The organism is Streptomyces sp. NPDC018019 (assembly GCF_044327805.1).
Taxonomy (GTDB): domain Bacteria; phylum Actinomycetota; class Actinomycetes; order Streptomycetales; family Streptomycetaceae; genus Streptomyces.
Genome location: NZ_JBIRGD010000011.1, coordinates 230916 through 242961 on the forward strand (window position 1 = coordinate 230916; position 12046 = coordinate 242961).

Sequence of the window (12046 nt, forward strand, 5' to 3'; positions counted from 1 at the left end):
AAGCGCCGTGTCCCATCCCCTGACCGACTCACCGCAGCACCGCATCTTCGCCATGCTGGACGTGGACGGTGATGGCGCCATCACCCATGCGGAATACCTCTCACGAGTGGACCGCGTGGCGTCGGCCATGGCACGCGACGCCCATCACCCGGTCGTCACCACCGCGCGGGCCGCCCATGAGGCGGTCTTCGCGGACATGGACGCCGACCACGACGGCCGCGTGACCTTCGAGGAGTACCGCACCTGGGTGGGACATGACACGTTCGAACGCTCCTGCCGGCCGGCGCTGGGCTCCCTGTTCGACATCGCCGACGCCGACGCCGACGGGCGCCTGAACCGCGACGAATTCGTCCGCATGCGCACCGCGGCGGGAAACGCCGGAGCCGACGCCGCCACGGCGTTCGACGCCCTGGACACCGACGGCGACGGACTGATCGACCGCGACGCCTACCTGACGGGCATCAAGCAGTTCGTCACCGCCGACAACTCCCCCATGGCCGCGGCATACGGCGTCGGACGACCGATGCTCGAAACCCGCCCCTGAGCCCCGCCCCCACCCAAGACGCCGACCTCGGCATCCACCGCGCCGACGGCTCTCCGGTCAGGTGTCGAAGCGGCGGCGTGCGTCGTCGATGTGGTCGAGGTAGCGGTGGGTCCAGCCGCACATGGCGTCGACCGTGGCGCGCAGGGCCCGGGCCGGTTCGGTGAGGGTGTATTCGACCCGTGGCGGCACGGTGGGGTGCACCTTCCGGTCGACCAGGCCGTTGCGTTCCAGCATGCGCAGGTTCTGGGTGAGCATCTTGTGGCTGATGCCCTCGACCTCGTTCCGCAGCTCGCTGAAGCGCAGTGTGCGTTCACCGAGCGCCTCGATGATCAGCAACGCCCACTTGTTGGCGATGTCCGAGAAGATCTCCCGCGCCAGGGAGTCCGCGCGCCGGAGGTCTGTGTCCTCGACGAGGCCCGTGCGCAGCTGCTTGGTCATCATCAGGGTCCCCTGTCACCGAAACGTGCGTTCTTCCAGGTCGGCGGTCACTCTCCTACGGCTTGCGAGTAACCGCAAGAGAGCACACCAGCCAGAAGGGCGCGCGCACGGACGCCATCGACGGCTGCCACCACGGCCTGCCGGACAAGGCCGGATTCGGTGCGCACAGGCGATCCGGTCCGGCGGGCTGATCCACAGACGAAGCTGCCCGACGCCCGGATTCTTCAGAGCACTGAGGGCGGGTTAACGTTCGGCCGTCTTGGCCGGTCCCCGGACCCGGGCGGATGGCCGGGGCCGGTGTCGTCGCGGTGCGAGGCTCCGACGGTCCGGGCCGCGGCTGTCAGGAGGGTGAACCAAACGGTTTTCCCTACGGTGCCGGGGCGGGTGCCCCAGGCGTCGGCGAGGGCCTCGACCAGCATCAGGCCGCGGCCGTTCTCCTCCGCGTTGTCCGCCAGGCGGGCCCGGGGCCGGGGCGTGCTGCCGTCCGAGACCTCCACGCCCAGTTCGCGGACGCTGTACCAGACGCGCAGCGTCAGCGGTCCGCGCGCGTGCCGGACCGCGTTGGTCACCAGCTCCGACGCCAACAGCAGCGCGGTGTCGGCGAGGGCAGCGAGTCCCCATGACTTGAGGATGCGCAGCAGGAAGTGCCGCCCTTCCGGGACCGAGGACGGCTCGCCGGCCAGTTCCACCGCCGCGGTGTCCAGCGGAGCGGTGGGGAAGCCGACCAGCAGGAGGGTGACGTCGTCGGCGTACGTGGCGGAGTCCGGGAGCATCGTGTGCAGGACGCGGTCGGCGGCGTCCTCCAGATCCGGGGACGTGGCGAAGACGTCCCGGAGGGTGGCGGTGAGCAGGTCCAGCTGCGTGTCGATGTCGCTGTGCGGCGTTTCCACCAGGCCGTCGGTGCAGAGGGCCAGGGTCGTGCCGGCACGCAGGGGCAGTCGTACCTGTTGGTGCGGTACGCCGCCCACACCGAGCGGGATGCCGGTCGGCACCGGCAGTTCGCCGACCGTCGCGTCCGGGGCGATGAGCCAGACCGGCAGGTGTCCGGCCGAGCAGGCGGTCACCTCGCCCAGTGCCGGGTCCGCTTCCAGGTAGGTGCAGGTGACGAATTGTTCGGGCAACCCGCGTGTGAAGGTGTCCAGCGTCTGGATCAGCTCGCACGGCGGCGTCCCGGCGAGCGCCAGCGCGCGGGCGGCGGAGCGCAGCTGGCCCATGACCACGGCCGCGTCCAGGCCGCGCCCCATGACGTCCCCGATGATCACGCCGACCCGCCCGGCGCCCAGGTCGATCAGGTCGAGCCAGTCGCCGCCCACCCCCTGCCCCTGGGTGGAGGGCAGGTAGCGGGTGGCCGCGCGGGCGCCGGGGATCTGCTCGGAGGCGCCCATCAGGCGCAGGGCGAGCGCGATGTGCCGCTGCTGCGCGTACAGTTCGGCGAGTTTGCGCTCGGCCTTCTTGCGTTCGGTGATGTCCCGCATCGTGGAGCAGGCACCGCTGATGACGCCTCTGCGGTTGCGGATCGGCCACAGCGTCACATCGACGTCCAGCACCCGGCCGTCGCAGGTGACCCGCCGCGTCTCATAATGTCCGATGCGCTCGCCCCGGCCGATCCGCCTCAGCAGATCGGCCTCCTCCTCCCGCAGGGCGGGCGGGATCAGCAACCCGATGTGCCGCCCCACCACCTCCTGCGCCCGATACCCGTACAACCGCTGCGCCGCCGCGTTCCAGAACGTGACCTGCCCGTCCAACGTCTTGATCAGAATCGCGTCCTGGGAGGACTCCACCACCACGGCCAGTTCGTCGGTGCGTGCCTCGGCCCGCTTGCGCTCGGTGATGTCCCGCATGACGGAACAGGCCGCGCCGACGCCGTCCTGCGTACGGATCGGCCACAGCGTCACATCGACGTCCAGCACCCGGCCGTCGCGCGTGACCCGCCGCGTCTCGTAGTGCTCGATCAGCTCGCCCCGGCCGATCCGCTCCAGCAGACCGGCCTCCTCCTCCTTCAGCGCGGGCGGGATCAGCAACCCGATGTGCCGCCCCACCACCTCCTGCGCCCGATACCCGTACAACCGCTGCGCCGCCGCGTTCCAGAACGTGACCTGCCCGTCCAACGTCTTGATCAGAATCGCGTCCTGCGAACACTCCATCAGCCCCCGGAACAACTTCTGCTCGCCCGCGGCGTTCCGCAGGGTCTCCACTGACGTCATCGGTGCCTCACCTCGCATGACGCATCCGGGCCCGGACACCGGAAGTGACGCCGTCCCGTTACGGCACCGCAGCCGACCCGAATACGTCGCCGCCGTCCCCGCAGGCCCATGCCTGCGAAGGTGCGGATAATTGGAGCACGCGCGGTGCGGAGTCATCGGGTTTGTTCAATTTTGGACGCGACTGGATCAGCCTCTTCCACTTTCGCGCCCGTTCTCGCGTGGTTCCGTAGGGGCAGGTGGGGCGAAGTCAGGCCAGGGCTGTTCGGCGCCACCGTCGCGGACGGACCGCCGTCAGGCCGGGGAGCGGTCCCGGGACGGGAGCCGGTAGATGTTCTCCGCGCGGATGCCTTCGAAGTCCTCGACGAGGTTGAAGGAGACGCACTCCCCGGTCAGCAGCGTCCGGGCCGCTTCGTCGCCCTGGATCGCCGAGCGGTAGGCCAGCACGTCCGGGCCCCCGCCGTTCTGGGCGACCAGACCGGCACCACGTTCGTGATCGAACCACTTGACGATGCCATGGGGCACAGCAATCACCTCTGTCGAGCGGAGTGGGCGGTACTCCCCTCGGGTGCCCTCTCACCCGGTGTTAAGGGAGCGCACTGACGGGCGCACGTAGCTCGCACCCGGCGCCCGGCGCGCCCTTCACGCAGGCGTACGACGTCTGCGCTCCGGAGCCTGTGCCGGTGCTCGGCCGGTTCAGACAGTCCTGTTCCGGCAGACCGGGCCCGGCAGTCCCGTTCCGGCGAATCGGTTCCGGCAGGCCCGTTCCGGTGGCCGTTCAGGAGGGGCCGGTCTCCCGGCGGTGGTCGACCACGCTGTCCGGGCCCGGCGTCATGATCGTCTCGTGCCCGTTCTCCGCCCGGACCCGGTACGGGGGACTGCCGTCCGGCCCCAGTACCTCGACGATCTCCACCACATGGTCCTCTTTCCCGACGACCCGGCCGTGGACCACCAGGCGGTCTCCCTTGCTGGCGTGCATACGTCTTCCTCTTCGCGAATCCTGGGCAAAATAGAGCAACACTGAAGAAAACCTCACTCTTATGGGCAAACCTTACTGGCTCGGCCGGATCACCGAAGCCGCACACGGCCGGGCATTCAGGTGTTTACCGCTGTTTGCCGGTGTCCCGGCGTTCGCCGGTGTTCCGGTGTTTTCAGCCGGACCGCGCCGATCCCGCCGGTCACCGTGCACTGACGGACCACAGGCGTCATCCGGTGAACAGGTTCCTGCCCAGGCTCGGGTCGGGCACGTCTTTCACCGGCGTACTGTCCGGCCCGGGAAGGCGTGTGCCGGGAACCACGGCCGTCCCGTCCACCCGCCGCAGGAGCACCGTGTCGCCCTCGGCCCAGATACGGCGGTAACCATGGGCCAGCAGCAATTCCCGGCGCTGCTTCAGTTGCGCGGGCGCGGTGAACGGGAAAGTGGTCTCCGCTGTTTGCATGACGACGTAATCGGCGCCACGCGGATACGCGTCGAGAATCATCGTGCGGGCGCGCGCTGTCAGCCGTACGGCCACATTGTTGTCCGCCTCCACCGTCACGCCGTCCGGCACCAGGCCGGCGGCCTCGACCAGATTCCGGGCCCGCGCCGAGGGTGTCCAGTGGTCCGGACTCACCAGCGCGCCCAGGCCGAAAAAGCAGGCGACCACCGCATTGAGCGCCACCGCGCACATCCCGCCCGCTGCCGTTGGCCACCGGGGCGCCGCGGCTTTCCGCTGTGCTGCGCGATGAACCCGTGCGGTGGTTTCCACCGCTGCCGTCAGCAGGACCGGCCAGACGAAAGCGTCGTAATGGTGGGTCAGCGTCCAGTGGTTGGGATTGTCGGACAGCACACGTTCGGCAATCAGCGGGAGGGCACACAGTGTGGTGGCGGAACCGAGCGGAAGGAACAGCAGCGTCGCCAGCAGCCACAGGATCAGCCCGGCCTTCACCGGTGTGCCGAAAGCAACGGCGAGAAAGGCGCCGGGGTCGGTTACGGCGCGGTGCGCCAATACGCCGAAGTCGGCGCCCAGTTCGCCGTAACTCCAGTAGTACTGCCGGGGCCCGCCCATCGCCGGTATCAGCACGCCTACGGTGACGGCCGTCATGGCCGGCCCGAGCAGCAGCAGAGCCGTGCCCGTCAGCCGGGCGCGGCTCCCACCGCCGCGCCGGTTGCGCCACAGCAGTACGGCGCCGTACACGCCGACGACAAGGCCGAGGTCCTCTTTCGTCAGGCACAGGAGGGCGGCGCAGAGGCACACCGCGCCATAACGCCGGGCAAGTCCACGCTCCAGCATGAGGAGCGTGAGCGGGACCGCGAAGGCCACCTCGTGGAAGCCGTTGCGGGCCGCCACGAGCAGCGGCCAGCCGACAGCGTAGGAAAGGGCGGCGAGAAAGGCCGCACGGTCACGGATCGCCGGTACCGTATGGGCGAAACAGCGCAGCCCGATTCGGCGGACGACGGGTGTTCCGGCGGCGAACAATGCGGACTGGGCCACCACCAGGACCCGCGGATCGTCCCACACCCAGTACAGCGGCGCGAGCAGCCCCAGAAGCGGCGTGAAATGGTCACCGAGGAGGGAGACGAGCGGCGGGAACTCGTGGTGCACATTCTTGATTGCGGAGCGCGGCAGCTCGAACCGGGCGTACGAGCGCACACCCTGGTCGAAGATGCCGAGGTCGAAGCCGCCCGCACCGGCCGTGTGCCACATCTGGAAGCCCAGTGCGCAGGTGACGGTGAAACACAGAAGGGTCGGCCAGCAGGACGCGGGGAGACGGGCCGGGAGTTTCCCCCGGATTCCGGAAAGGCCGGAAAGCGTGCGCTGGTGGCCGGTTCTTTCCGGAACGACGATCGGGTCGATGATCACCAGCGCACTTTATTGATCAGGTCCGGCGGACCGTAGCGCTCCGGGCGGCGTTTTCCGGACGACGTTTACGCCGGGAAACCGGTGGGCCGACAGCAGCGGGTCCCCCACCCGGCGGACGCGGGGCCCCTGGCCGGCCCGTCACCGCCGTTCCAGTCGTGCAGTGACCAGCCCGGGCCCCACACGGACGTCGGGTCCGAGCCCCGCCCGGACTTGTCCATGTGCCCCATCGCCGCCCGGAAGCTCAGCGCCTCCTCCGGCAGCGTCACCGTGTGCCGGGCCGGTTCGCCCGCCCCTGCCCCGCACGGTCCACCTCCCCTGGCTCACCCTGGCCGGTCCACGCGGTAGACGTAGTGGGCGCGGCCCACGGCAGGACCGTCCGGTTCGAGTTCGCCTTCCGCGACACGGTGCAGTCCGGCCTTCTCCAGGGCCCGCCATGACGCGCGGTTGGCGACCGGTACGGGGATCAGGACGGCCGGGGCGCGCGGGTGGTCGAGCCATGTCGCCCGTACGATTTCCCGGATCATGCGCGGGCCGAGCCCCCGCCCCACCTGCTCAGGGTCGCCGATGAGGTAGTCGAGCGTCATCGCCTCACCGGGCACCTCGGTCAGGGCGGCCAACTCGGCCCGGTAACCGGGGTAGTCGGCGAACCGGGAGCGCTGGACGAGGCCGAGGGGACGGCCGTCGAGGAGGACGAGCAGGTCCTCCGACGGCTCCTCGCCCCGGGCGGCCGGCCCGAAGTCGCGTGCCACCGCTTCCAGTGAGGTCTCATGATTCCACCAGCGCGCCACGTGCGGCTGTTCCAGCCAGTGCCGCACCAGCGGGAAGTCGTCTTCGGCGAGCCGACGCCAAGTGATCATCGAGTCCTCCCCCCGGCCCCGGACACGGCATCGACTCCGGCCCGGTCTCGGCCACCCCCGCCTCACAGACCGTCGCCGGTCACCCTCCGCTTTCAGGTCGCCGACGGCTCCTCGCCGTCCGCGTCCTCCGTATCGGCCCGCGGCAGTACGACGATGCCCCAGCTGACCATGACCGCCCCGACCGCCTCCGGGATCAGCCACCACCCGGTGCGTACCCGGTCCCCGTACACCACGATGCCGAACGCCAGACTGACCAGCGCCTCGCCGAGGGTCAAGGCGGGCTGGGAGGCCACCAGCGGGCCGGACTCCATGGCGTTGGCGAGCAGGAACAGCGCGCAGGCACCCGCCGCGACGAACGCGTACGTCTGCCAGCAGGTGAAGAACGCACCGGCCCCGTGCCGGTCGAAGGTGTCGGTCGCCGCCTTCATCAGCGTGGCGGTCAGCGCGTAACCGATCGCGGAAGCGGAACTGAAGAGCGCGGCACGCGCCTTGCCCCGGGGGCGCGGCAGGGCGAACAGGACGCATACGGCCATGGCACCCACGGCGGCCAGCAGGGTCAGCACCCACGTCCCGGCGGAGACCTCGGTGCCGCCACCGGACGGCGCGGCGGCGGCCAGCCCCAGACCGAGCCCGGCGGCCACCATGACCGACGCGGCCCAGCCGGCCGCGGGCAGCCTGCGCCGTGCCACCGCGCAGGCGATGAGCAGCGTGAACGGCAGTTCGGTGACCAGGATGGGCTGCACCAGCGACAGCGAGCCCAGGGTCAGGGCGAGCGCCTGGCACGCCGCGGCGCCGACGATGACGGCGATGCCGCCCAGCCAGGCCGGGCTGCGCAGCAGGTGCCGGATCAGCCGGACGCTGAAGGCGTCGCCCGGTGGCACCTTGCGTGCCGCGATCCGCTGCAACACGGTGCCCGTGGCGTTGGCCACGGCCGTCAGCAGGGCGAACAGCGCGGAGAGCACAGCTGACACAAAGGGCTCCTGCGGTCCGTCGCAGCGGTCACCGGCCGCCACTCGCCCCCACGGTGCCAGACCCGCCCCCCGCGCCGGAACCGCACCACCGCGACGAACCGTCGATCACACGATCGGCCCTCGCGCGCTGCTCGATGCGGCCGGGCCCGCCGAACGGCGCGGAGGCGGCGAGCGGTGCGGGATCGACGAGTGCGGGGGCCGCCGAACGGCGCCGGGCTGCCGAGCGGCGCGGAGGCGGCCTCGGCCCGTCGGACCTGCGGAGCGGCGAGCTGTCCGGAAGGCGTGGCGTGAACTCGCCACCGATTTCCTCCACAACCGCCGGTCATCAAACGTCCACCATCCGCTGCTCTTGGTGATGAGACCAGCCGGGAACGGGGGAATTCGGCTATGGCGTTCGATGCACATCCGGCCTGCGTGAGCAGGCGGACGCGCGAGCGGGAGGAACTCGCCGCGCTCATGGACGAGTCACGGTTCCACATCGGCCGACAGGCCCGGCCACCGGCCCAGTGCGTGCGCGGCGGCCGGGAAGCGGGCGAGGCGTTGGCACGGCTGATCGCCGGCACCCGGCGCGAACTGCTCAGCCTGGACGACCCGTCCGGCTGCCTGGAGCAGCAGATAACCGAACGGCTCCTGGTGCGCGCCGCCTCGCTCGTCCGCACGGCCGTCGACCAGGTGCCGACGGTCCGCCAACTCGCCTCCCGGCGCGGGCCGGCCAAGGACACCGAGCTGGGCACCATCGCCTGGAAGAACGGCGGTCACGCCCGGGTCATGAGCGAGATCCCGTTCCGTATGGCCGTCATGGACCGTACGGTCGCCATCCTCCCCACCGACCTGGACGCCTTCTTCCACGGGCTGCTCATCATCCGGGACCCGGTGGTGGTGCGGGCGCTGGTGCGCGCCCACCGCTCCTGGTGGAAGACCGGCGAGGATCCGGTCCCGGCCGCCCGCGGACGGACCGACGGGCCACCCGCCCACCTGGTCCCCGTCCTCGACTGCCTGCTCTCCGGCCTCACCGACGACGCCGCCGGCGCCCGTCTGTCCCTGTCTCCCCGCACCTACAGCCGCCGCGTCGGCGAGCTCCTGTCCCTCCTCCAGGCCAGCAGCCGCTTCCGAGCCGGGGCGGAGGCGATGCGACGGGGGTGGGCGTAGACAGGGGCGCTTGGGCAGGTGCGGTTGAGCAGACACGGCTGGGCAGGCGCCGTGCGGGGGGGGCTTCCGGCCGGGCGCGCACGCCGGGGCGCGGCGGCGGAAACCGACACGCCACTCGGTGTCCGGACCCCTCCGGCGCGCCTCGCCTCTCCGAGAGCAGCGACCTGACCTGCAATTATGTGGTGTCTGGTGGGTGGCGGGACAGTTCGATTGCTCCGGGTGGGGGGTTTACCCGAGGAATCACCCGTTCGCAGCTTTTTGCGGCTTGGTACTTGCTGTGAGGCTGGAAGGACTCATGGTGACCGTCCCCACCACCGAGGAGAGAACCCCATGATTCTGTCCATCTCCGGCGTCGTTCTGCTCGGCATCATCGTCTTTCTGTTCTTCCGCAAGGACGGGCTCAAGGTGTCCCACGCCCTCGTCTGCGCGCTCTTCGGGTTCTACCTCGCGGGTTCCGCGATCGCCCCGAGCATCAAGGCCGGCGGGGCGAGCCTGGCCAACCTCCTGGGCGGCATCAAACTCTGACCGCACGATCCGCGTCACGAACCACCAGGAGATGATGTGGCCCGGCGCCCACTGCCCCGCATCCTGACCGACAGCGCGCCGGTCGCCCGCGGCCGCGAGTTCGCGCGCAGCGCCGCGGACAGCGCGGCCGACGTGTTCCACCCGCTGATCACGATCAGCCGGGGCCTGCGCCGGCTGCTGGCCGCCGGACGGCGGCGCTGGTCCGACACGCCCAAGGAACGACGGGGCTCGCTGCTGTTCATCGCCGCCGGCAGCGTCCTGGCGGTGGCGCTGGTGCCGTACGGACCGCTGCTCGCGCTGATCACGGTCATGGGGGCGGCGGCCTGGGCCGGACGGGAGCGGCCGGTGGAGGAGCCCGCCGGCCCCGCGGACGCGGAGACCGACCGGCTGCGGGCGCTGTACGAGGCCCTGGTGCCGTACTTCGCCGTCGAAGGCGACCCCAGTCCCCTGTACGCCCACGACGGGGACTGGGAGAGCGTCTTCACCGAGTACGAGTTCGACGACGCCGGGCGGCCGTCCCGGTTCACCCTGAAGTACCCGCCGTACTTCACCGACGGCGACGCCGCGTCCCGGGCCCGTATCGAGCAGGTGCTGCACGCCAAGTCGGGCCGCGGCCGGGAGTACCACTTCACCTGGGACGAGGAGGCGAACCAGCTGACCCTGACGGTGCTGCCCCCGCTGCCGACCGACATCGCCGCGCAGGAATTCGTGACGACGCACGGGGAGACCGTCCTCGGATTCACCGACCCGGACGCCGTGCAGCGGACGCTGCCGGTGGCGGCCGGGGACGGGACGCGGGACGAGCCGCCGGTGGTGTGGCGGACCGGACTGCGCTCGACCGAACCGCACCTGCTCGTCCTGGGCCAGCCGGGCGCGGGCACCACGACGCTGCTGCGGTCCATCGCGCTGCAAGCCCTCTTCCACGGCGACGTCCTGGTGATCGACGGCAGCGGGACCGGCGAGTACGCGTGCCTGGCGGGCCGGACCGGCGTCATGGGCGTCGAGACCGGGCTGTCGGGGGCCCTCGCGACGCTGGAGTGGGCGGCGCACGAGACCGAGCGGCGGCTGATCACCGCCAATCGCGCGCGGCAGGCCGGGCGGCAGGCCCCGGACGACATCCGGTGGCCCCTGTGGATCATCGTCGACCGGCCGACCACGCTGGCCCACCTCGCGGCGGCCGAAGGGCGGGAGGACCCGCAGCACTTGCTGCACGTGCCGTTGCGGCACGGCCGGGCGGCGTACGTGACGGTGGTGGTGGCCGACCAGATCGACTGCACCGGGATGCTGAGCGAGCCGGTACTGACGCACACCCGGGCCCGGGTCGTGCTCGGACCGGCCGCGCCGGAGGACGTGGCAGCGGTGCTCGGGGCAGCACCGCACACCACGCCGCCCGCCGACGTACCACCGGGACGCGGCTACGCCCGCCTCGGCTCCGGCCCGGTGCACCGCCTCCAAGTCCCGGCCACACCCGACCCGTTCGACGACGCCACGAGCGAGGCGCACCGGCAGGCCGTACTGTCCCTCCTCCCGGAACACTCGGCCGCGGCGGAGGCGGCGCCCGAGGGGACGGGCGAGGCGAACGGTACGGAGAGCGCGGCCGGTACGGAGAGCGCGGCCGGTACGGAGAGCAGGGAGAGTACGTCCGGCCCGGAGGGCACCGGCGGGATCGCCGTCACGGACAGTACGGACGATACGGACGGCACGAGCGGGGCGGCCGGCACGGAGGAGACGGACAGGACGGTCACCACGGCCAGCACGGACGGCACAGGCGTTACGGACGACAGGACGGTCAGCACAGGCGGTACGGCCGGCACAGGCGGTACCGGCAGCACGGTCGGCACAGAGAAGACGGACCGAACGGTCAGCACGGCCGGTACGAGGAGCCCGGGCGCGGCCATCGGCGTGGACCTCCTGTTCGGCGGCATCCCTCCCGCCGCCCCCACCGGCCCTGCCGTCCCCACTGGTCCCGCTGCCCCCACCACTCCGGCCACTCCCCGCGATGCCGCCACGCCCCGCGAGGCCGTGGTGCCGTCCGAGCCCGCTGAGGCACGGGCCGAGGCACGGCTCGCGGGAAACCCGGTCAGCGACCGCGCCTGAGCCGCTCCGCCCAGCGGCCGAGGCCCCGCCGCGGACGACGGGATGACACCTGAAGCGGACGACGCTCCGCCGCGACCGCGTGCCCGGCGTCGCCGGAGCCGCGTCCCCACGGGCCGTCGGGCGACGGCACCGGCGCAGTACGTTCCGCCTGGGCCCGGATCTCCGCATGAGCCGCGTGGGACGTGGCGCGGAACGCCTCCTCGTACGAGGCCAGGGCCGCGCTCATGGCGCCGCCCGCCACTCCCCTGCGGCGCACATGCACTGCGAACCACGCGCAGAGGCCCAACACCGCGGCAAAGAAAGCGAACACGACCAGCAACGGCACGATCGAACTCATAGGCAGAAGACTACTCGGCTGCCCGTTACCGTTCGGACATGGCCGGTTCCCCGCCCGCGCTCCTCATCGTCAACGGGCCGCTCC

11 protein-coding genes and 1 pseudogene are annotated in these 12046 nt (G+C 71.4%); 4 read left to right on the forward strand and 8 right to left on the reverse strand.

The window, feature by feature from the left end; translation table 11 throughout:
- Positions 1-7 precede the first annotated feature (7 nt).
- Positions 8-544: an EF-hand domain-containing protein gene (locus ACH4FX_RS20445; RefSeq protein WP_398480847.1), complete on the forward strand. Its 537-nt coding sequence runs from the start codon at positions 8-10 to the stop codon at positions 542-544.
- A 57-nt stretch (positions 545-601) separates the two neighbouring features.
- Here the strand turns inward: ACH4FX_RS20445 and ACH4FX_RS20450 are convergent, their stop codons facing one another.
- From ACH4FX_RS20450 to ACH4FX_RS20480, 7 genes are all read right to left on the reverse strand, one after another.
- Positions 602-985 (reverse strand): winged helix-turn-helix transcriptional regulator, encoded by a 384-nt coding sequence (locus ACH4FX_RS20450; RefSeq protein ID WP_398480849.1) that lies wholly within the window; start codon positions 983-985, stop codon positions 602-604.
- Positions 986-1206: 221 nt separating this feature from the next.
- Positions 1207-3186 carry a PAS domain S-box protein gene (locus tag ACH4FX_RS20455; protein ID WP_398480851.1) on the reverse strand — a complete coding sequence of 660 codons (1980 nt, stop codon included), beginning with the start codon at positions 3184-3186 and terminating at the stop codon, positions 1207-1209.
- A 291-nt stretch (positions 3187-3477) separates the two neighbouring features.
- Positions 3478-3708, reverse strand: a complete 231-nt coding sequence (locus ACH4FX_RS20460) for a cold-shock protein (RefSeq protein ID WP_398480853.1) — start codon at positions 3706-3708, stop codon at positions 3478-3480.
- A gap of 253 nt (positions 3709-3961) precedes the next feature.
- Positions 3962-4162: a DUF1918 domain-containing protein gene (locus ACH4FX_RS20465; RefSeq protein WP_398480855.1), complete on the reverse strand. Its 201-nt coding sequence runs from the start codon at positions 4160-4162 to the stop codon at positions 3962-3964.
- 226 nt (positions 4163-4388) lie between these two features.
- The gene (locus ACH4FX_RS20470; RefSeq protein WP_398480952.1) at positions 4389-5870 is read right to left on the reverse strand and encodes a DUF2079 domain-containing protein; all 1482 of its coding nucleotides are present in this window, start codon (positions 5868-5870) and stop codon (positions 4389-4391) included.
- 476 nt (positions 5871-6346) lie between these two features.
- Positions 6347-6883, reverse strand: coding sequence for a GNAT family N-acetyltransferase (locus tag ACH4FX_RS20475; protein WP_398480857.1), 537 nt, complete (start codon positions 6881-6883; stop codon positions 6347-6349).
- Positions 6884-6975: 92 nt separating this feature from the next.
- The gene (locus ACH4FX_RS20480) at positions 6976-7854 is read right to left on the reverse strand and encodes a DMT family transporter (protein ID WP_398480859.1); all 879 of its coding nucleotides are present in this window, start codon (positions 7852-7854) and stop codon (positions 6976-6978) included.
- Positions 7855-8268: 414 nt separating this feature from the next.
- Between ACH4FX_RS20480 and ACH4FX_RS20485 the strand changes: the two genes are divergently transcribed.
- The 3 genes and pseudogenes from ACH4FX_RS20485 to ACH4FX_RS20495 form a co-directional block, all read left to right on the forward strand.
- A complete protein-coding gene (locus tag ACH4FX_RS20485) occupies positions 8269-9003 on the forward strand; it encodes a DNA-binding response regulator (protein WP_398480860.1) in 735 nt (244 codons plus the stop codon).
- 330 nt (positions 9004-9333) lie between these two features.
- Positions 9334-9528, forward strand: coding sequence for a hypothetical protein (locus tag ACH4FX_RS20490; protein ID WP_030019622.1), 195 nt, complete (start codon positions 9334-9336; stop codon positions 9526-9528).
- Between the two features lie 36 nt (positions 9529-9564).
- A pseudogene (locus ACH4FX_RS20495) lies at positions 9565-11079 on the forward strand (hypothetical protein); the annotation flags it as partial.
- A 529-nt stretch (positions 11080-11608) separates the two neighbouring features.
- Here ACH4FX_RS20495 and ACH4FX_RS20500 read toward each other — a convergent pair.
- On the reverse strand, positions 11609-11962 hold the full coding sequence (locus tag ACH4FX_RS20500) for a hypothetical protein (RefSeq protein WP_398480862.1): 354 nt from the start codon (positions 11960-11962) through the stop codon (positions 11609-11611).
- Positions 11963-12046 lie beyond the last annotated feature (84 nt).

Excerpts from the sequence above, each read along its gene's own strand:
- ACH4FX_RS20475 (WP_398480857.1), bottom strand. The coding sequence starts at position 6,883 with ATGATCACTTGGCGTCGGCTCGCCGAAGACGACTTCCCGCTGGTGCGG.
- ACH4FX_RS20500 (WP_398480862.1), bottom strand. The coding sequence starts at position 11,962 with ATGAGTTCGATCGTGCCGTTGCTGGTCGTGTTCGCTTTCTTTGCCGCG.
- ACH4FX_RS20455 (WP_398480851.1), bottom strand. The coding sequence starts at position 3,186 with ATGACGTCAGTGGAGACCCTGCGGAACGCCGCGGGCGAGCAGAAGTTG.
- ACH4FX_RS20450 (WP_398480849.1), bottom strand. The coding sequence starts at position 985 with ATGATGACCAAGCAGCTGCGCACGGGCCTCGTCGAGGACACAGACCTC.
- ACH4FX_RS20465 (WP_398480855.1), bottom strand. The coding sequence starts at position 4,162 with ATGCACGCCAGCAAGGGAGACCGCCTGGTGGTCCACGGCCGGGTCGTC.
- ACH4FX_RS20470 (WP_398480952.1), bottom strand. The coding sequence starts at position 5,870 with ATGTGGCACACGGCCGGTGCGGGCGGCTTCGACCTCGGCATCTTCGAC.
- ACH4FX_RS20490 (WP_030019622.1), top strand. The coding sequence starts at position 9,334 with ATGATTCTGTCCATCTCCGGCGTCGTTCTGCTCGGCATCATCGTCTTT.